The following is a 19,785-nucleotide window of genomic DNA, read 5'->3' as shown; positions in this document are numbered from 1 at the left end:
AGGCTGTGTGCCTCCTTACCAAATGAGCAAGCCGCGCTTGTCGTAAACGCTCTCGCCCGTATCGTTGCCGCACCGAATCGCCCGATCCAGTGCCATAATGGTGGCGACCGCGCCGTCAATCTTTTCTGTGGACTTCTCCTTGTCCGCCTTGATATTTCCGGCGGGGTCTGTTCGGATAAAGATGTTATCCATCATCCAGCGCAGGATCGGATGCCCGCCGTGGGCGATTTTTTCTTCCAATGTCAGCTTCATCAGCTCCTTGGTGGGCGGACTCATATCCTTAAAGCCCTGTCCGAATGGAACGACCGTAAAGCCCATGCCCTCAAGGTTCTGCACCATTTGCACAGCGCCCCATCGGTCGAAAGCAATCTCGCGGATGTTGTATTTTTCTCCAAGCTGCTCGATGAATTTCTCGATGTACCCGTAATGCACGACATTGCCCTCGGTGGTTTGAAGAAAGCCCTGCCTCTGCCAGAGGTCATAATTCACATGATCACGCTTCACGCGCAGCTCGATGTTGTCCTCCGGTATCCAGAAGTACGGGAGAACGCTGTATTTATCCTCTTCATCCAGCGGCGGGAAAACCAGAACAAAAGCCGTAATGTCGGTTGAGGACGAAAGGTCAAGCCCGCCGTAGCAGACGCGGCCTTCCAGCGCTTTTTCGTTTACCGGAAACGCGCAGGCATCCCACTTGTCCATCGGCATCCAGCGCACCGACTGTTTGACCCATTGATTGAGACGCAGCTGTCGGAAACTGTTCTCCTCGGCGGGATTCTGCCTTGCCGATTCAAATGCCGCCTTGACTTTATCCATGCCGACGGTGATGCCAAGCGACGGATTTGCTTTCCGCCATACCTTCGGGTCCGTCCAATCGTCCTCCTGCGCCGCGCCGTAAATGACAGGATAGAAGGTCGGATCGTGTTTTCTGCCATCAATAATATCGAGCGCCTTCTGATGCACCTCCCAGCAAATGCTGTTCTGATTATCGCCGGCGGTGGTGATGAGAAAATACAGCGGCTGCATTCTGGCATCACCGCTGCCTTTGGTCATCACGTCATAGAGCTTTCGATTGGGCTGGGTGTGCAGCTCGTCAAACACCACGCCGTGGGTATTAAACCCGTGCTTGTTTCCGACATCGGCGGAGAGTACTTGATAGATGCTCCCGGTGGGCTGATAGATGAGCCGCTTGGTCGCGTCCAGTATTTTCACCCGCTTGGCAAGCGCCGGACACATTCGCACCATATCCGCAGCAACGTTGAAAACAATGGAGGCCTGATTGCGGTCAGCGGCACAGCCGTATACCTCGGCGCGTTCCTCGCCATCCCCGCAGGTGAGAAGCAGCGCGATTGCCGCCGCAAGCTCGGACTTGCCCATCTTTTTGGGAATTTCCACATAGGCAGTGTTGAACTGCCGGTAGCCGTTGGGCTTGAGTGTGCCGAAAATATCCCGCACAATCTGCTCCTGCCAGTCAATCAGCTCGAAGGGCTTTCCCGCCCATGTCCCTTTGGTGTGGCAGAGCGCTTCGATAAATGCCACAGCGTAGTCGGCGGCTGCCTTGTCATAGGTTGAATCCTGCGCCTTAAAGCGCGTTTGCTTGTATTTTTTCAGCTTGCGCAAGAGCCGCCGCCTCCTTCCGGGCATAAAAATAGACCGCCATCGGCAGTCCTTCAAAATTTATCTGTGCGAGATACAGCCCCTGAAGGGCTGACCTCGGCTGTTTTTTTCGGTGGTTTAAAATTTCTCGATGCGGACGTTGTCGTCAGCGTCGAAAACGACCTTGTAGCGGGTTTCCGTTCCGTCGGCTTTCTTGGAAATTAAGCGAATGCCGCCTTCAAAGGCGCGGTAGGCTCTGTCGAATTTCTCGCCCTGCGGCAGCTGGCTCTTGGCCTGCTTGAGCTGCTTCTCTGTCATGGTCGTGTCCTCCTGTAAATTTGTAATTTCCTTTCGGCAGGTACATATTCGCTCTAAAAGCACAGAATAGCAAGTCCATTACGCGATATGTCCTGCTGTAAACCCCACGAATATGAAGCCCCTTGTCGCCACTAAAATTGTGTAGGTTACAGCCGTTGTTCCTCTCCGGTGAGGATGAAGTGTGCATATTCGCGGCGATGATCTTCCAGATAGGTCACCAGTTCATAGAACTCCATGTCATACGCAATGCGCTGAACTGCATGGATATCAAACATATTCGTGCGTCCGGTGTCACGCACGGCAAGAATTTGCTTCTTGACTGTTTCACTCATCATCGCTCACCACCCTGCAGACGTCCGCGCCATAGGCAACCGAAAGGCCACTCCCGTTGTCCCATGCGACCATCACGCTGCCGATGTCGTCCACGCCGCGCACGGTGCCCTTTGTGCCGACCGGAGGCGCCTGCGGGTCGTCCATTTTGACAAGCTCCACACGGCTGCCGACCGGATACTGCCTGCGGATACGCTCCACAATTTCTCTGGGCGGAAAATTATTGCTCATTTTCAGTTTCCTCCTTGTCCTGCAGGCTCATCACATCGTCGTAAAGGTCAGCGTTCGTTTCAATCTTTTCGATGTACTTCTGCGCCTTGGAATTGCCGCTTTTGAACGCGCCGCTGCCGGTGAGATTCTTCAGCAGGATTTTCCGAGCCGCTTTGTACTCGTCACCGATGAAGCCGAGCCGGAGCAGAAAGCAGCGGAATGCGTATTTGTCGTTCTCGGTTTCCTTTTCCTTGGCGATTACGCGCTTCTGCGTTTTCGCCATACTGATAAGCTTGCTCGTAAAGTGTGTGTAGGCGCTGATTTCCTCCGGTGTCGGAAAGCCGTCAAACCACGGGAAGCTGACCTTCTCATCGTCCACCTCAATCGGCAGAGCATCGACCGCCAGCGCCTTTTTGATGAGTGTCTCCTTGCTTGCCACCAGCAGACGCAGGTTTTCAAGTGCCGCGTCGGTGATGTCCTCCCGCGGGTAGGAAAGAACAAGGGAATCGACGGCTTCCTCGGTTTCCGCTTCAAAGCCCAGTTCATGCAGCCGCTGGATGAGCTTTTCAATTTTCTCGCTGTCGGCGCTCCCCGCGCGTTGCGGATTGCGGTCGTCAAAGCAGACGGTGCCATTTTTGTCGATGGTAAAGCAGCCCACCTCATAGGCGAAGGTCGGAGCGCCCTTGTACGTTGCCGCGCATTCCATAAATTCCGCGATTGCCGTGACCAGCCGCTTGCGGTCGCTGCCCGTGACGTTGTACTTCATTTCCATTCTCCGTCCCTCCATCCCATGAAAAACAATACCGCGTCGGAAAACCCGGCACGGTAGTAGCAGTTCATCGTCTCGCCGTCCACCAGAGAGTAGGCGTTTTCCCATTCGAGGTACGCCTGACGCTGCTCCGGGGTCAGTGAGCTTTTCAGTTTTTCGGTGCAGCGTTTAAACTTCTGATAGGCTTCCTGCAAGCCCTCATTGTCGCGTGCTCCGCAGTCGTCGATGCGCTGCTGGAGGAAGTCGTCGAGCGCTTTTTTCAAGTCATTGTCGTGCATTTCATGTACCACCTTTCAATTTGGTAGGTACATATATCACTCTAAACGCCTGAAATAGCAAGCTTTCTGTGAGAGAAAAACGACATTCTCCGGTATGCACAAACCGCCGAAAGCTGTACCTGCGGGAAGTGTGGGTATTATGCCTTGGAGAGAAATACTAGGAGTCGTATTCCTGCAGCTTCAAATAATGCGCCAGCGCATAGTTCGTGCAGACGAGCTTTGGAGAGCGGTGTCGCTTGCACCTCAAAATCAAGAATTGCTATTCTCACGGGCAACCATCTCCGCATAGGCATACGTCAGCCCGTCGCGCTGTACGGAAACCTTGTCCGCCGAACCGACCTGCTCGATGTAGCGTTTCACGATCACGTCACAAAACTTTTCGTCAAGCTCAATGGTGTAGCAGGAGCGGTCGCTTTGCTCACAGGCGATGAGAGTACTGCCAGAGCCGCCGAAGGGGTCAAGCACCAGCGTATTGCTCATGCTGGAATTCATAATCGGGTATGCCAGCAGCGGGATTGGCTTCATGGTCGGATGGTCGCCGTTCTTCTTGGGCTTGTCGAACTCCCAGATGGTCGTTTCCTTGCGTCCGGTATACCACTGGTGCTTGCCTTTTTTCTTCCAGCCAAACAGCACCGGCTCGTGCTGCCACTGATAGGGCGAGCGCCCCAGCACCAGTGACTGCTTTTTCCAGATGCAGCAGCCGGACAAAAAGAAACCGGCATCCGCAAAGGCTCTCCTGAAATTCAGCCCCTCGGTGTCGGAATGAAAAATATAGATACTGGCATCGTCCGCCATAACTGCTTCGATGTTCTGGAATGCCACCAGCAGGAATCTGTAAAATGCGTCGTTTGCCATATGGTCATTTTTGATTTTTCCGGCACTGCCCTCGTAGTTGACGTTGTATGGCGGGTCCGTAATGACGAGATTTGCTTTTGCGCCGGCCATCAGCAGCTCGAAAGTATCCGATTGGGTGCTGTCGCCGCAGACCAGCCGGTGCCGCCCCAGCGTCCAGGCATCGCCGAGCTTGGTGATGACCGGCTCCTTGAGCGCTGCCTCCACATCGAAATCATCATCGTGGATTTTGTCCTTGACCTTATCCTTGAACAGATCGTCCAGCTCTGCGGGGTCGAAGCCGGTCAGCGAAACGTCAAAATCAGTACCCTGCAAATCCGCGATGAGCAGTGCCAGCTTGTCCTTATCCCACTCGCCGGAAATCTTGTTGAGGGCGATGTTGAGTGCTTTTTCCTTTTCCTCCGGTAGCTCTACCACCACGCAGTCTACTTCTGGAATGCCCATATCGATGAGCACCTTTAGACGCTGGTGACCACCGACAATTCTGCCTGTGGTCTTATTCCAGATGAGTGGCTCGACATAGCCGAATTGTTCGATGGAGCGCTTCAGCTTGTCATATTCGGGATCGCCGGGTTTCAAATCCTTACGGGGATTGTAATCGGCGGGAATGAGCTGCTCCACGGGTATTTTTCGTACATCCATAATCAGTCCTCCTGCTTCACGGCGGTTTTGCCGGTGAAATTTTCCCAGCGCTTGATCATGACATCGCAGTAGTGCGCGTCCAGCTCCATGATGTAACAGGTGCGGTCAAGCTGCTCACAGGCGATGAGCGTCGTGCCCGCGCCGCCAAAGGGTTCGACCACAACGTCATTTTCATCGGTAAAAGCGACAATGTATTCCGACGGCAGTGCCACGGGGAAAGTGGCGGGGTGCTCGGCGCGAATCTTGCCTTTTTCACTGAGCTGCTTCGTGACCGACTCAAGGCTGGTCTGCTCCGGCAGCTCCAGCAAGCTTTCCATCTTCTTGAATGCGCCGGTTTCATTGCCGCGCCGCGCAATCCGAAAGGAGCCGTCCGCCTGACGGATTTTGTTGTAGCGCCCGCCGGAGTAAATGCTGGCTTCCTTCTTGCGCCACGTCGGATTCACTACCACCGGCTCTTTGCCAAAGCAGAATATCCATTCATGCCGGATGGGTATCATCGCGCTTTGCTGTCCGACGCTGCCGCAGGTGAGCTTATCCCACACATTCCACGCCAGCAGCTTTAGACCGGCTTGCTTCGCCGTGTCGATGTAAGTATTCCAATAGGGATAAACCTCGCCGTCCTTGCGCTGGATTCCGAGATTGACAGCTTGCAGCGCGGCGAACGGTTCATAGCAAGGGAGAAACTGCGCAATGCTCTCGACCGACAGCTCCTTATCGCCGTTGTAGGTTCGCATATCACTGTACGGCGGCGATGTAAAGAGCAGCTTGCTTTTCTGCCCGTCCATCAGTCTGGCAACATTGCTTTTATCGGTGCTGCTGCCGCAGAGCAGCCGATGCCGTCCGAGCTGCCAAATGTCGCCGGACTCGCATACCGTTGGCTCATCTGTATTGACCTCCGGCACAATATCCTGCACGATTTCATCATCAACACCGAGCATGAGCCCAATCTCGCTGGTATCGAAACCGGTCAGCGTGACGTCGAAGTCCTCCGCTTTCAAATCCGAGAGCAGGTTTTCGAGCTTTTTCGTATCCCACTCGCCGGAAATTTTATTCATGGCGATGTTGAGTGCCTTTTCACGGGTGGCATCCAAGCTCACCACCACGCACTCCGCGCTCTCATAGCCGAGTGCTTTCAAAACGGAGAGCCGCTGATGACCGGAAATGACCGTGAAGCCCGTCGCCTCGTTGACGACGATCAGCTCCACATAGCCGAAGCTCTCGATGGAACGCTTGAGCTTCTCAAACTCCGCATCGCCGGGACGCAGCTCCTTGCGCGGATTGTATTTTGCCGGATTCACCTCCGACAGCTTTAGGCTTCGTATATCCACGTCATTTGCCCCTCCTTGCATTGAGCAAGCGCTCCATTACGTCATCCTGCGGGTTTGCGCCGCTGTACTCACCGGTGCAGTTTTCCTTGACGATTTGAAAAATCTCGTACCACAGCCGGTTGGTCTGATTCATGTAATTCTGACCCATCGCCACATACGGGCTTTGAATCGCATTGCCCGTAGTCGGGTGCTTTGCCAGAAAGCCGTAGGTGGTGACCGCTTCCTCACACTGAATCCAGCGGGCAACGCTCATGGCGTAGCGTTCCAGAAGCTGCGGAGAAACCAGCGCCGCGCAGCCGCGTTCGTTCAGCCATGTCCATGTGTTTTTGTAAATCTCACCGGCGACCAGCGTTTTTCCGTCCTTTTGGACTGCTTCGAGCATTTTGTTTGGCTCCGGCATCGCCTGACCCTGAAGGTCGGCAGCGCCGGAAAACTCCATGACCGTCAGTGTTCTGCCGCCGGGATTGCCGGCAGCGATTTTGTCGGCTAACGGCTTCTTTTTTGCGCCCGCGCCGACACGAGCGCCGCCTCTGTTGGTTCCGTCCTTCGCCAAAAATATCACCTCGCTCTTGCGTTAAGAATGCCGCAGCGTTCTTTTGTGCCTATTACCCCGTTTGAAACCGCGTTTTTCAACAGGAAGCCCCGCGCCGCTGTCCGCTTGAAGCCGCTTTAGAGATTTTGATACCCCACCGGCTTACGACTCGCGGTTATTTTTGTTTGCTTCCAGCGTAATGCGCGAGTGACATGCCTTGCAAAGCGCCATCAGGTTATGCACATCATTGGTGCCGCCCTGACTGAGCGGGAGAATGTGATGAACTTCCTCGGCTGGTGTCAGCCGCCCGGATTTCTTGCATGCCTCACAGAGAGGGTGTGCCTTGATGAAACGGTCGCGGATCCGCTTCCACGTGCGGCCGTAGCGTTTGTTCGTCTCCGGCTCACGTTGGAAGTGATTGTAATGAGAGTCCGTCTGCTTCTGATGCTCGACGCAGTATTGCCCGCTTATGGCGAGCCGACCGCAGCCGGGATAGGCGCAGGGACGTTTTGGTTTGTAGGGCATGTAATTCACTTCCTTGCGGGTAAAAGAAAAGCCCTGCGGGATTGCTCCCACAAGGCTCTCTTGATTCTGTTTTCCTGATTATAATACTATCATAAGCGGCAGGTGTCTTTCAGTGTCTTTTTGTGTCCACTTCGGAAAGGGCAGGGATTTTGCAGTCCTCCAGCGCCCGTGTATGGAGCTTATGAATATAACGCAGGTCGTAGCCCATGTCCACCGCAATCTTCTCCCAAGCGAGAAAGCAGAGGTAACGCTTCTCCAAAAGCGTTTGGTACTCCGGATTTACTACCGCTTTGATGACGCCCATGATTTCTTTTTTAAGGTCGACCAGCATGTCAATGTCGTGGTTGATGTCCGCTTGCAGATCAACAATCTTACAGACCGCATCTGCCATGCGAGAGACAGAGGCGCTGGGATTGCGGGGCATGCCCGTCAACACTGATGTACAGGTTGTTGCCAGCTCGTTCAGTGAATCAATCTGCTGAAGCTTTGACTTGATACGCATATCCAGATAACGTGCCTGAGAAAGATAGGTTTTAGCAGTCATAGCGCACCTTCTCCTTTCTCAGCTTGGAAATCAGCATTTCGGGATTGATGCTGGTCAGCGTGCTAAACCAGCCGGAACGGAAGAAGCGTTCGATGCTGGTGAGCTCACGCTCATCATCATGCAGCCGGTAATCCTTGACTGCCTGCAGCACGATGGCGTTTGCCAGTTCTTCATATGGATTCATAATCTGTACCTCCGATATTTTGTGATTCTCGGATTGGCACGGATTGTCATAAATTGTCTCAGATTTTCAAATCGGCCTTGACTGCATCGATCAGAGCCGCTTGGGTGCTGTCCTTCTTGGAGAGCACCTTCAGAATCCGATCGTCGATCGTACCTTTGGCAATGATGTGCTGCACCACTACCGTTTCGGCGTTTTGCCCCTGCCGCCAGAGACGAGCGTTGGTCTGCTGGTAAAGCTCCAGCGACCATGTCAGCCCAAACCAGACAATGCAGGACCCGCCGCTTTGAAGGTTGAGCCCGTGACCGGCGGAGGCGGGATGAATGAGCGCCACAGGCAGTTCGCTGTTGTTCCACCGCTTGATGCTCTCGGCACTGTCCAGCTTGGAGAACGGGATGTGGAGCTTTTGCAGCCGCTCGGTAATGCGGGCAAGATCGTGCTTGAACCAGTACGCCACCAGCAGCGGTTTTCCGCCGGCGGCTTCGATGATGTCCTCCAGCGCGTCCAGCTTCCGGTCGTGAAGATTCACGGTACCGCCGTCATCGGTGTAAATAGCGCCATTCGCCATCTGACAGAGCTTGCCGGTGAGAGCGGCGGCATTGGCGGCGGTGATGTCTCCGTCCGGAAGCTGCAGGACGAGGTCTTGCTTCAAACCGTCGTACCGTTTACGCTCCTCGTCGGAAAGCCGGACAGTGTATTCGCTGCTGACCAGCTCCGGCATTTGCAGAAGGTCGGTGGAGCGCATGGAGATGGTGATGTCGGAGATTTTGTCATAAATCCGCTGCTCCACTCCGGGCAGAGGCTTATAGCTAAAGACGACCTGCCCATTGCGCTTGTCCGGCTGAAAGTATTCAAGGCGGTAACGGCTGATAAAGCGTCCGAGACGTGCGCCCGTGTCCAGCAGTCGAAACTCCGCCCACAAATCCATCAGCCCGTTGCTGATGGGAGTGCCGGTCAGCCCAATGATGCGGCGGACGTGTGGGCGAACCTTCATCAGTGCCCGGAAGCGCTTTGCCTGATAATTCTTGAAAGACGACAGCTCGTCAACCACAACGGTGTCAAAGTTGAATGGCAGCTTGCTGTCCTCGATGAGCCACTGGACGTTTTCGCGGTTGATGATGTAAATATCGGCGGGCTTCCTCAACGCCGCACGTCGTTCCGCTTCGGTGCCGACCGCCACGGAGCAGATGATGTTCTGCAGATGATCCCACTTATCTGCCTCAGCAGGCCATGTGTCCCGTGCCACTCGCAGCGGGGCGATGACCAGAATGCGATGCACCTCGAAGCTGTCAAACAGCAGATTGTTTAGTGCTGTCAGTGCAATGCTCGTCTTACTCAACCGAGGCCCATATCCAGCAGTACGGCAGAAATGGGATGGCTCTCGATATACTCGATAGCATATCTCTGATACTCATGCGGTATGAACTTCATTCGGCATCACCTCCAATCTCTGTGATTATTTGTTCTATCTGCCTCTCATCGTCAAGGACATACACCGTAAAGCCGAGCCGCCGAAGCAGTCCATGTCTTGATAACTGTAACGGACGCGGCTTTTCTCCGGGAGCCTTGACCTCCACAAAGCCGATGTGACCGTCCGGTAAAAGCACGATACGGTCGGGCATTCCATCGAAACCGGGAGACACGAGCTTCGGCGCGATGCCGCCAGCAGCTTTCACCGCCTGTACCAGCTTTTTCTCTATTGCTTTTTCTTTCATAATTGCTTACCCCATCAGAAGTTTTTGAAAGTGGGTTAACCTCGACGCATGTCATATCTAAAACTTTTCTTAGGTCTATTTTTTTCTTCCTAAGAGACTTTTTGTATATGACCTTTATCGAGGTTACCCCATAGCCCTCTTATGACAGAAATTCCTCGAAATCTCCGTCGTCTGTTTTTATCCTCAATCCGGCAAAGAAACGCTTGTTTTTCACCTTGATACGGCTATACCCGGCGGCCTCCAGTGCGGAATAGAAGTCTGTCGTGCTGCGGATATACTCGTTGGTATCAATGCAGTAATTCCGATAGGACTGATAAAGCACACTGGAGCTCTCGCGGAAGCCGGCGTCAAGCTCGCATTTGTCCTCAAGAAAGTGTCCAAACCAGTCGTTTTGCGCCCGATATTCCGCGATCGCCTTCTGCACGCATTCCGGCACGGGAATTTTGTAGTCCAGCGCAATGACCTTCTTGGCACCCTCAATGACCCACGCCAGAATGCTTTCGCCGGCGTTTTGGTAAAGGTACTCGCCATAATTCTTGATGTCGTTGCTGCCTTCAATCTTGGCGTCAAATGGAATGACAATCAGCCTGCGCCAGATTCCGTCGTCGGAGGCGCTGACCTTCGGGAGATGATTCGTGTAGAGCACCAACGTGTGACAGGGCGTGAAGCTGAACGGGTCCTTGTACTTTTTCTCTGCAAACACCTCATCGGTGGAGCAGAGCTGCTTGACAGTGGAGTCGTTGAGCCGAGCACCTTCCTGCATTTCAGCGGCGATGAGCAGGCGCTTGCCCTTGACCTCCGCCATTTCTGGCTTGATGTTACGGCGGCAGCCGACTGTCAGCGTGTCTGCGGAAATATTGCCGCTGTAGAGACCCAGCACACGGGAGACCGCATTCCAGAAGGTGGACTTGCCGTTACGCCCGCCGCCGTAAGCGATGATCAGAGCTTCCACATAAACCTTGCCGATAGCGGCAAGCCCGCAGATCATCTGTACATAGTCGATAAGCGCCTGATTGCCGCAAAAAATGAGCGCCAAGCTGTCCTGCCAGAGCTGTGAGCCCTTGTTACCAGGCGACACAGAGGTCATTTTTGTAATAAAGTCCTCCGGTGAATGCTCCCTTACGCCGTCCATGCCTTTCCGAAGATCATAAGTGGCATCGGGTGTACATAATAAAAAGCAATCCGCATCAAGGTCGCGGGGCGAGATTTCCAACATGGGACGAGATTCCTTTAACGTCGCGGTGATGTTTTTGGAGTCTCGGCGGCGGATGACAAAGGATTGATATGCCTTTGCCGCGAGAAATGCCCGATACGCTTCGAGCTGCGCATCATTCATCAGACTTTCGGCTTTGCTCTTGGATGCGCCTTCGAGAATCGTCTGACCGCCATTTTCTGTCAACAGTTTCATCGCTGACAGTAATTCCTTAGTGGCTTCCTCCAACTGGCGGCGGGTTAGCTCGTGCGCAACGGCCTGCGCGCCGGGCTCGCTTTCCTGCCAGTAGTGCTCGTTATAGCGGATGAAGTGTGTCGCGGGCGAATAGCGCAGCTCACCGGAGAAGTGTTTTGCCAACACCTCGGCCTGCCCCACGTCGGAGTAATCTCCGGGCTTGTAGGAAACTGAAACGTTATAGGCTTCCGGCAGCACATAGCCATCCTGCTGCTGTATCTTTGCAAAGAAGCGCTGTGCGCTGTGCCAAATAGTCGAAAGCTCGAAATCCGGGAGTGGAGGATCGCATTTTTCGGCCTCCTCCATGAATGCCTGATAGGCTTCCTCGCTGTCGCCATATTTTTTGATGACGCGGCCGGCAAAGCGGGAGAGTGTTGCGTTGCGGCTGCCCTCCAGGATAACCTGACTCGCACGATACCCGCCGGCCATATTTGCGTCGAAATCGTCGCCCGCCAAGAAGTCCGTTAGGTTCATGCAGCCCTCGTGAATTTCCACCTGCGGCGAATTGGTTCCGAAGAAAAACCGTGCCGCGTCCAGCGCCTTCGTGTCGAAATATGGGAAGATGGCGTTGACCAGCTTTTTCATATCACTGTAGCAGGAAGCGTCAGTAACGTGGTTTATGGGGAACAGGACATGAAACTTGGGTCGAGCGGGTTTTCCGTTCTTTTCGCGCATGTGCGACCGGCTGTAATGAACGGCAAAGGCGACGCCGGGAAACGCCGCTTCCACATCGGCGGGCTGCATCCATTCGTCGGGATTTTCAGAGTGGTCATTATCGCAGTCCACCGGCAGGCAATCGCTGCCAATAAAGTTGTCGCCGCTGCGATAGTTATTGCGGTACTCCGCGCAAACATAATCCCGACTGACCGCAGCAGTAAACGTCGCCGCATCGGTAATTTCGGCTTTGTGCGGATAGGAGCAATTGCCGGGATTGCCGATAAAATCAGAGCGGTATATCGTGAACACTATTCCTGCACCTCCTCGCAGTTTTCTGTAAAATAGCGCAAGCGGTAGTCCTTCCACTTGGCGCGTTTGATTTCAGCCTCCATACCGGCTGAGATGATTTCTCCGAATACCCACACCTCGGCGCATTTGCTCATGATGGCAGTGCCGAAGAATAGCCCAAGCTGGCGTTCCGTGGGATTGTTGTCATCAAGAAATTGCGGAAACAACAGGTGTGGCGTGACGGGTATGTATCCTTTGTTCACGGCAAAACGGCTGTAACGCTGCGCCGCCGCGATATTCTCGTCCACAGCCCCAGAAAACGGAGAGCAGATGTAGACAATCGGCCGAAAAGCCCGCAGTGCACGTTCTTCCTTTTCAATCAGCGACAGGGCTTCATAGGCGGTGGGGTCGTAATAGCCCTCGCTGTTAAACTTGTTTATACTCATTTAGAAACTCCTTTCACGACGGGCTTCTTGTCCATCTCTATTACCCACTGGAAAAAAGAAAGCCTATCGTACAAAACATCCTCAATCTTTTTTATAGAAATCCGTTTCATATCCATCGGCGCGGAGCAGCAGCCCCTTTGCCCACGGCGGTGTTCGGCTCATTTGTTCGCAAATGGCTTGCAAAGAAACACTCTGATCAGCTTCAATGACCAGCTCGTCATGGATATGCATGACAATGGCACAGCGGCGAAGCGTTCGCATGGCATAGCAGAGAATATCTCTGGCAGTCGCCTGAACGATGTTTTCCACGAGCTTTGGTCCATAGGAGCCCAGCCGTTCGCACTTTTTCGTACTGCCGATGCCTTCATAGGTAATACAACTGCCGCCGAACTTGTTTTCACCGATGCGCGGCTTCACATAGGCAAGCCGCCGGCCGGAGGGCAGGGTGATAAACAGCATTCCGCTTCGATAGGAGAAGGCAATGCCATGCGTCGAATTGGTGTGCTTGCAGCGGACTGCCTCCATGGCGGCTTTATCCACGTCCCACCAGAACTTCACAATGTGGGGATTGGATTGCCGCCAAGCGTCCACCAGTGTCGGAAGCTCTTCTTCGGCAAGTCCCATCTCCAGCGAGCCCATCGCCTTGAGTGCACCAACGCTGCCACCATAGCCCAACGCCAGCTCTGCAATTTTTCCTTTTTGCCGCAGATGGCCATTGATGCCGTGCTTCTCAACAGGCACCTTAAACATCTGCGACGCCGAAGCGCAGTAGATGTCGCCGCCTTTGGCGAAAACGTCCTGCCGCCAACGCTCGCCGGCAAACCACGCAATCACACGGGCCTCGATGGCACTGAAGTCACACACGATGAACTTTGCACCGCTTTTCGGTATAAATGCTGTGCGTATCAGCTGCGACAGCGTATCCGGCACATCCTCGTAGAGCATTTTCAGCGCATCGAAGTCGCCGCAGCGCACAAGGGCACGGGCTTCAGCCAAATCCTCCAGATGGTTTTGCGGAAGGTTTTGCATTTGAATGAGCCTGCCCGCCCAGCGGCCGGTTCGGTTGGCTCCATAAAACTGGAACATGCCGCGAGCACGACCGTCGGCGCAGACCGCGTTTTCCATTGCCTGATACTTCTTTACCGAGGATTTGGCGAGCTGCTGACGGAGAGCAAGTACCTCGGCAAGCTCCGGCGGCGCTGTTTTTAAAAGCTCCGCCACAGCCTTTTTGCCGAGCGTGTCCGTTTCCAGACCGTTATCCGCAAGCCACTGCTTCATTTGCTGCACCGAGTTTGGATTGTCCAGCTCAGTCAGCTTTTTCATGGCTGCGGTCAATTCAGAGCGGGAGCGCCCGTCAATGGCGATAGCCGCTTGTACCAGCGTCATGTCCAGAGCCACACCGCGGTCGTTTATCTCCTGGTCAAGGTGATATTCCTCCCAAGTGCTGTTCGGCACCGGATATTTGGAAAGTCGTTCTTGAATGGATATTTCAACCTCAACATCACGAATATTGTATTTTTTGAAATCCAACCACTTATCAGGAGCATGAGCCGGCAAGTTGCGGGTGCGCTGCCCGTTGGTTTTTGTCGGAGCGCAGGGCTGGCAGAAATATTTGATGAGCTCTTTGCCCTCGGTGAGCTTTTGCTTTTCCAGCCCCAGCACCGCGCCGACGCCCTCCAGCGAAAGCGGCAGACCCATTGTCGCCGCCCATACCATCGAGCAGTGCCACGAAGCAGGGACAATATACTCGCCGGTCGGCAAACCGATATACCGCGACAGGCACACTCTTTCAAAGCCGGCGTTGAAAGCCCATTTTGTCACGCTTTCATCTGTAAGTGCGCCGAGAATGTCAGCCGGAATTTTCTCACCGCAGACAAGGTCGATGACCTGCACTTCGCCGCCGTCTACGGAGTAGCCGAACAGCAGAATTTCAAAATCCGGTGCTTCGACATAGCGGTAAACACCTGATTTGGCAAGGTTCACACTGGAATATGTTTCAATATCAATACTGAGTGATTTCATAGTCAACCGTCCTTAATAGGAACAAGGCGGCAAAGCAAGCTCTGCCGCCCGTCCCTGATGTTTTACTTAAAGTCCGCCATGCGTTTTTCGTGATATTCAAGGTCGCGGGCAGCCTGCGCCTTCTCACGCTTTTCGCGTTTGCGGTCATATATTGCGCTCTGAATCACTGAGACAAGGAACCCAACACTGATGCAGAGCCAAATGGCGATAAGGACGGTAACTAAAACGGTCTGTAAGGTTGTCATATGTTTTCACCTTTCCTTTCTCAGTTCAAAAAATCGTCGTCATCGTCGGTGGCAAAGTCGGACTCCGCGCTTGCCTTGCCGCCGAGAGGCTCCCCGTCGCGGATTTTTTGCAGGTTGTTGAGCCCACAGGCGATGCCCTTATTGCCATTGGAATTGAAAGCATAGAAGCTGATGCTTGCCCTGCCGTACACGCCGGAGTAAACCTCCGAGCGGGTCAGAATCGGATTGCGGTCTGCGTCTACAATGCCGGGAGCAGTAGTCGCGTTGGCATTGATGAAGTAGGCGTTGGCGTAGGCTTCATCATCGGGGCGTTCGGTGTCGCCGTCGCGCAGCGGGGTTTTGAGAGCCGCCAGCGGAGGCACAGATTTACCATTGCCTTTCAACTTAGCCTGTCCTTCCTGGTAGGCGGCTTCAATAGCCGCCTTGATCTTGGCAAGCGTCTTGGTGTCGGACTTGGGGATAATCAGGCTGACGGAGAATTTCGGCGTACCGCCATTGATAGATTTCGGCTCCCAGACGTTGGCGTAAGACCAACGGGTATCGGGGCCGGTGATGACTTTCATCGGATTGTTGACTTTGTTTGTGTTATTAGGCATATTACATTTCCTCCATAAAATCATTTTTTGCGGTGTTCCATTCAGGCCGTTTGTCGCTTGACCGCACGAGCGTCGGCTTGCCTTGCGGCTTTTCGATATATGGTGCAAGAAGTTCCTCAAAGCGGGATTTGCCGAGCAGCTTCTGCATGGCGGTGACACCCAGCACCTTGTGCTCATAGGGGTCAAAGCCGATGCTTTCAACAGTACTGGCAACAGCTGTTTCGTTTGTGTACCTGCGGTTGGAGCGGCCCTCAACCAGCTTCCAGCCGTTCCACTTCTTGCCGCTGAGCGCTTGGCGGAGTGCGTATTCCTTGATGTCCGCCGCCCACGACACAAGGTCATCAGCGCGGGAGAGGATGTCCTCGACTTCCTCATCCGTCAACAGCGGCGGCAGCTTGAAGTCGTAGCGGGCAAGCTCCAGATTGGCTTCAGCTCTGGCGCGGCAATCGTGCTTTGCCTTGCAAAAGCCGCACCACTCACCGCACAGGAAATTTCCGTCACCGGAGAAAGCAAGGTCTGCTGTGGGCTTGAGCACCTCATCCGCCCAGCGGTAAAGCTCGTCCTTGGAAAGCTCGTAGGTGCTGACATTGCAGCGGCGGGGCTGGTAGATGGTCATGCGCACCGAGTCAATGTCGTAGATGCCGTCGAACAACTCAAGTGCACCAAGCCCGTAGCACTCCATTTGCGGATTTTCCTCCGCGCTCACGAGCACGCCCAGGCCATGCTTATAGTCGATGATCTGCAATGTACCGTCCGCGATGATGACGCAGTCGGCGGTGCCGAAACCGTCCTGCACCCAGCGGGAGAAATCCACTCGCTGTTCGATGAGAACAATCGGATCGGCGCAGGTTCGCTTTGCTGCTTCCACCTGTTCAAGCACATAGGCCGCATAACCGGCGGCACATTCCTCCATTTCTTCGTTGAACCATGTCAGGTTTTCGGTCGGGTCGGTGGCTTCCATGCCCAGCGTCTGTCGGAGCTTGTACTCGCACAGCGCGTGAGCGTCGGTGCCTTCGGCGGCGTAGTTGCTGCCCTTATCGTCGTAGCTCTCGCAGAGTCTGGCGGACGGCGGGCAGTGGAGCCAACGGTCAGCACTGGAGGCGGAGAGAATGGCGTGTTTACCCATTTCCCAAGCCCTCCGCCTCTTTGAGCAAGTCGGCGTAATGCGAAGGGTCAATCTCCGACAGTTTCGCCGCACCGTGTTTTTGGAGCAGAGAGCGAATCTGAGCGGTGAAGCCCGCACGGGATTTGTCCGCAAGCACAGCCCGAACCTGTTCCAGTGTCAGTTCAGGTTCAGGAGGAGAAGCGGGAGCATCTTCTGTCTGCGGCTCTCCACTGAACATCTCTGACAGCCAGTCAGCGGCATCCGAAATAGCAGCGGCAGCACTGCGGAGTTCTTCGATAGTTGCTGCCAATTCGCTCATTTTGCTCATCTGATTTTCCTCCTTCCTTAGATTTGCTTTGTGCGGCGAGAATAGCGAGGTTCCTCGCCAGCCGCTTTGACACTACGCTGATCGCGGTGAGGACTTCGACGAGCTCTTCGTCCGCAGTACAGCCCTTGGGTTTTACCTGTGTCTGATACACTTCTTTCACCTCCAGCCTGAAAGCGTTTTTTGTTTGCTTTCATAAATCGCTGGACATGAGGGAGGTGTTTTGACGAAGGAAGGAGAGAGATTTTTGAAGAAAAACCGCACGCCTCATCTGCCTAATAACGTGCATTTATGACTTTTTACAATCAAATTCATCCATAAACATTGATTTTAGGTCATCTTTGTGATATAATATTTAATGTGAAAGTGTATATGGCACTCACGCAGATAGAGAAAAGCCGCAGGTGTAAGACCCTGCGGCACTGCGGAACAGAATATGGAGGTCAATAGCGTGAGCGAGACTAACATTGAAAAATGGTCCACCCTCAAGGAAGTGCAAGAGTATCTCGGTGTTGGGCGAGAAACCATTCTGCAATGGATCGCGAAAAGAAATATGCCTGCCTACAAGGTAGGCAGGCTGTGGAAATTCAAGCTGTCCGAAGTGGATGAATGGATACGTTCCGGCGGCGCGGCGGATAATTCCGACCCTGCCGATGCGAAGTGAGCCCGTTTTATCGGACACGCTTTGAAGTAGAATTATAGTGTGGCAGTATAACCACTGCAACATTTTATAGATAGGAGTTAGATTATGGCTGCATTAAATGACTTGATTAATCAGGTAGAGGACAAGACCCTGCGTGAACGACTCATGCAGGAAGCGGCTCGTTTGACAAAGCAAAAGAAATTCGGCCTTGTTTTTGAGGAGCACATTCCGGAATGTACTCCTCTTTACGGCATCGAAATAAAGCGCGGCAGCACTGTGGCGAAGAAAGCCGGAGCCATCAATGATGTGTACCGTGTTATCAAGATTAACAGTGATGAGGCTGAATGTCTGCGCCTTGCCTCCGGTGAAAAGGAAACCATAGCGCTTTCTGAACTGGTGCCTGTGGCAAAATTCGGCGAGCCAATTTATCCCACACTGCAGCCAATAGATAAAGTGGAAAACGCGCCGGACAGCGACCTGTGGCATACGCTCATCGAAGCGGACAACTATCATGCACTTCAGCTATTAGAGTACCTATACCCCAAGCAGGTAGATTGTATCTATATTGACCCGCCCTACAACACGGGAGCCCGCGACTGGAAGTATAACAACGACTACGTCGACTCCTCCGACAGTTACCGTCATAGTAAATGGCTTTCCATGATGCAGAAGCGGCTAAAAATCGCCAAGCGGATATTAAATCCAAACAATTCTGTTCTGATTGTAACTATCGACGAAAAAGAGTATCTGCATCTCGGCTGCTTGCTGGAGGAGATGTTCCCAGAAGCTAATATAACTATGGTAACTGATATCATAAATCCACGAGCAGGTGTAGCACGTCCCGGATCGTTTACTCGTAATCAAGAGTATCTATATTATGTTCAAATAGGCGTTCCAAGCATAGTGCCAGATAAGCAAGAGGGAGTAGAAAAGAAGAATCCAATTTGGTTTTCATTAATGCGAACGGGCTCAAATAGTTCGAGAAGTGACCGCCCAAACCTTTTTTACCCTGTATGGGTTTATCCGAACGGCAAACTTCATTCCATTGGCGACCTGATTTCAATAACTGACGATAAAGATACTGTTTCGGCTCCAGAGGCGGGGCTTATAGCTATTTGGCCGCTGCGACCTGATGGACGCGAAAATACATGGCAATTAGGAAGAGAGTCACTTGCTAAAGCATTTGACACTGGCTGCGCAAGAGTAAGTACATTTGGCAAAAAAATGACTCTGAATTATCTTAGGACAGCTGAAAAGAGGCGCATTGAGGCTGGAGAAATAATCGTAAAGGGTCACGATGCAAACGGCGCATTGATTTTGGAGCATAATGAAGATGCGGTGAAAACTAAAGCGCCTGAAGCTGTCTGGAATCGACCTTTACATGATGCGGGTATTTACGGATCAACACTCCTTAATTCAATATTCTTAGAACGACGTTTTTCTTTCCCAAAATCATTGTATGCCGTTGAAGATGCTATACGGTATTGTGTGGGCAACAGCCCTAACGCCCTCGTCGTCGACTTTTTCGCCGGTTCAGGTACAACACTTCACGCTGTTAATCTCTTAAATGCAGAAGATGGCGGCCATCGGCGTTGTATCATGGTGACGAATAACGAAGTGTCTGCTGATGAAGCAAAATCTCTTGCCAAACAGGGCTACCAACCCGGCGATCCGGAATGGGAGAAGCTCGGCATTGCCCGCTATGTCACATGGCCGCGCACCGTCTGCTCCATCGAGGGGCATGATGTGAACGGCAATCCGCTTAAGGGGGATTATCTTGCCAACGACGCAGATGGAAACCCCATTCCGATGTCGCAGGGATTTAAGGCAAACTGTGAATACTTCAAGCTGGGCTTTCTCGACAAAGACGATGTCGCATTGGGCAGGCAGTTCAAAGAGATTCTCCCACTGTTGTGGCTGAAAGCAGGTGCCATAGGCAAACGCCCGGAGCTGTGTAGCGAAGTTCCGGACATGCTGATACTTCCGGAGAACAAGTTTGCAGTTTTGATAAGCGAAAGCAGCTTCATGGCTTTCGACGAACAACTCAACGCGCATCCGGAAATTGATACGGTGTTCATTGTGACCGACTCGGAAAAGGCGTACCGCGAGATGATATCCGGTCTTCGCGCAAAGCATACATATCAGCTGTATCGCAGCTATCTTGATAATTTCCGCATCAACGCAAGGAGGTAAG

General features: G+C 53.2%; 23 protein-coding genes and 1 pseudogene. 2 read left to right on the top strand and 22 right to left on the bottom strand.

Annotated features, from left to right (window positions below):
* Positions 1-15 precede the first annotated feature (15 nt).
* From LY85_RS10115 to LY85_RS10010, 22 genes and pseudogenes are all read right to left on the bottom strand, one after another.
* Entirely contained in the window at positions 16-1,617 is a 1,602-nt protein-coding gene (locus tag LY85_RS10115) for a terminase TerL endonuclease subunit (RefSeq protein WP_185741185.1), read from the bottom strand.
* A gap of 114 nt (positions 1,618-1,731) precedes the next feature.
* Entirely contained in the window at positions 1,732-1,911 is a 180-nt protein-coding gene (locus tag LY85_RS10110; protein ID WP_141826539.1) for a hypothetical protein, read from the bottom strand.
* A 146-nt stretch (positions 1,912-2,057) separates the two neighbouring features.
* Positions 2,058-2,243: a DUF5049 domain-containing protein gene (locus LY85_RS10105; RefSeq protein ID WP_141828048.1), complete on the bottom strand. Its 186-nt coding sequence runs from the start codon at positions 2,241-2,243 to the stop codon at positions 2,058-2,060.
* Positions 2,236-2,472: a DUF4314 domain-containing protein gene (locus LY85_RS10100; RefSeq protein WP_141826538.1), complete on the bottom strand. Its 237-nt coding sequence runs from the start codon at positions 2,470-2,472 to the stop codon at positions 2,236-2,238. The genes LY85_RS10105 and LY85_RS10100 overlap by 8 nt, the downstream gene beginning before the upstream one ends.
* On the bottom strand, positions 2,462-3,223 hold the full coding sequence (locus tag LY85_RS10095; RefSeq protein ID WP_141826537.1) for a virulence protein: 762 nt from the start codon (positions 3,221-3,223) through the stop codon (positions 2,462-2,464). Before LY85_RS10095 ends, LY85_RS10100 begins: the two co-directional genes overlap by 11 nt.
* Positions 3,214-3,498 (bottom strand): hypothetical protein, encoded by a 285-nt coding sequence (locus tag LY85_RS10090; protein WP_141826536.1) that lies wholly within the window; start codon positions 3,496-3,498, stop codon positions 3,214-3,216. The genes LY85_RS10095 and LY85_RS10090 overlap by 10 nt, the downstream gene beginning before the upstream one ends.
* Positions 3,499-3,747: 249 nt before the next feature.
* Positions 3,748-4,992: a site-specific DNA-methyltransferase gene (locus LY85_RS10085; protein ID WP_141826535.1), complete on the bottom strand. Its 1,245-nt coding sequence runs from the start codon at positions 4,990-4,992 to the stop codon at positions 3,748-3,750.
* Between the two features lie 2 nt (positions 4,993-4,994).
* Positions 4,995-6,320 carry a DNA methyltransferase gene (locus LY85_RS10080; protein ID WP_185741184.1) on the bottom strand — a complete coding sequence of 442 codons (1,326 nt, stop codon included), beginning with the start codon at positions 6,318-6,320 and terminating at the stop codon, positions 4,995-4,997.
* A gap of 1 nt (position 6,321) precedes the next feature.
* Positions 6,322-6,873: a P27 family phage terminase small subunit gene (locus tag LY85_RS10075; protein ID WP_141826533.1), complete on the bottom strand. Its 552-nt coding sequence runs from the start codon at positions 6,871-6,873 to the stop codon at positions 6,322-6,324.
* Positions 6,874-7,014: 141 nt separating this feature from the next.
* Complete coding sequence (locus tag LY85_RS10070) at positions 7,015-7,377, bottom strand: HNH endonuclease signature motif containing protein (protein ID WP_141828046.1); 363 nt, start codon at positions 7,375-7,377, stop codon at positions 7,015-7,017.
* Positions 7,378-7,486: 109 nt separating this feature from the next.
* Positions 7,487-7,921, bottom strand: coding sequence for a hypothetical protein (locus LY85_RS10065; RefSeq protein ID WP_141826532.1), 435 nt, complete (start codon positions 7,919-7,921; stop codon positions 7,487-7,489).
* Complete coding sequence (locus LY85_RS10060) at positions 7,911-8,105, bottom strand: hypothetical protein (RefSeq protein WP_141826531.1); 195 nt, start codon at positions 8,103-8,105, stop codon at positions 7,911-7,913. The genes LY85_RS10065 and LY85_RS10060 overlap by 11 nt, the downstream gene beginning before the upstream one ends.
* Before the next feature lie 58 nt (positions 8,106-8,163).
* Positions 8,164-9,533: pseudogene (locus LY85_RS10055) on the bottom strand (DEAD/DEAH box helicase).
* Positions 9,530-9,817, bottom strand: a complete 288-nt coding sequence (locus tag LY85_RS10050) for a VRR-NUC domain-containing protein (RefSeq protein WP_141826530.1) — start codon at positions 9,815-9,817, stop codon at positions 9,530-9,532. Before LY85_RS10050 ends, LY85_RS10055 begins: the two are co-directional and overlap by 4 nt.
* A 139-nt stretch (positions 9,818-9,956) precedes the next feature.
* Entirely contained in the window at positions 9,957-12,230 is a 2,274-nt protein-coding gene (locus tag LY85_RS10045; RefSeq protein ID WP_141826529.1) for a phage/plasmid primase, P4 family, read from the bottom strand.
* Positions 12,230-12,655, bottom strand: coding sequence for a DUF4406 domain-containing protein (locus LY85_RS10040; protein ID WP_141826528.1), 426 nt, complete (start codon positions 12,653-12,655; stop codon positions 12,230-12,232). Before LY85_RS10040 ends, LY85_RS10045 begins: the two co-directional genes overlap by 1 nt.
* An 81-nt stretch (positions 12,656-12,736) precedes the next feature.
* Positions 12,737-14,677 (bottom strand): DNA polymerase, encoded by a 1,941-nt coding sequence (locus LY85_RS10035; protein WP_141826527.1) that lies wholly within the window; start codon positions 14,675-14,677, stop codon positions 12,737-12,739.
* Between the two features lie 62 nt (positions 14,678-14,739).
* The gene (locus LY85_RS10030; protein ID WP_141826526.1) at positions 14,740-14,922 is read right to left on the bottom strand and encodes a hypothetical protein; all 183 of its coding nucleotides are present in this window, start codon (positions 14,920-14,922) and stop codon (positions 14,740-14,742) included.
* Positions 14,923-14,942: 20 nt separating this feature from the next.
* Positions 14,943-15,518, bottom strand: coding sequence for a DUF2815 family protein (locus LY85_RS10025; protein WP_141826525.1), 576 nt, complete (start codon positions 15,516-15,518; stop codon positions 14,943-14,945).
* 1 nt (position 15,519) lies between these two features.
* On the bottom strand, positions 15,520-16,644 hold the full coding sequence (locus LY85_RS10020) for a DUF2800 domain-containing protein (protein ID WP_141826524.1): 1,125 nt from the start codon (positions 16,642-16,644) through the stop codon (positions 15,520-15,522).
* The gene (locus LY85_RS10015) at positions 16,637-16,951 is read right to left on the bottom strand and encodes a DNA ligase (RefSeq protein ID WP_141826523.1); all 315 of its coding nucleotides are present in this window, start codon (positions 16,949-16,951) and stop codon (positions 16,637-16,639) included. Before LY85_RS10015 ends, LY85_RS10020 begins: the two co-directional genes overlap by 8 nt.
* Entirely contained in the window at positions 16,875-17,102 is a 228-nt protein-coding gene (locus LY85_RS10010; RefSeq protein ID WP_141826522.1) for a hypothetical protein, read from the bottom strand. The genes LY85_RS10015 and LY85_RS10010 overlap by 77 nt, the downstream gene beginning before the upstream one ends.
* A 282-nt stretch (positions 17,103-17,384) precedes the next feature.
* On the opposite strand from LY85_RS10010, the gene LY85_RS10005 reads away from it, so the two are divergent.
* Together LY85_RS10005 and LY85_RS10000 are read left to right on the top strand one after the other, a co-directional pair.
* A complete protein-coding gene (locus LY85_RS10005; protein WP_141826521.1) occupies positions 17,385-17,612 on the top strand; it encodes a helix-turn-helix domain-containing protein in 228 nt (75 codons plus the stop codon).
* Positions 17,613-17,696: 84 nt separating this feature from the next.
* Positions 17,697-19,784, top strand: a complete 2,088-nt coding sequence (locus LY85_RS10000) for a DNA methyltransferase (protein WP_141826520.1) — start codon at positions 17,697-17,699, stop codon at positions 19,782-19,784.
* Position 19,785 lies beyond the last annotated feature (1 nt).

The organism is Clostridium sp. KNHs216 (assembly GCF_006714885.1).
Classification (GTDB): Bacteria; Bacillota; Clostridia; order Oscillospirales; family Acutalibacteraceae; genus Caproiciproducens.
Note: the sequence above shows the minus strand (reverse complement) of the source record. Positions and strands in the feature narration are given on the sequence as shown.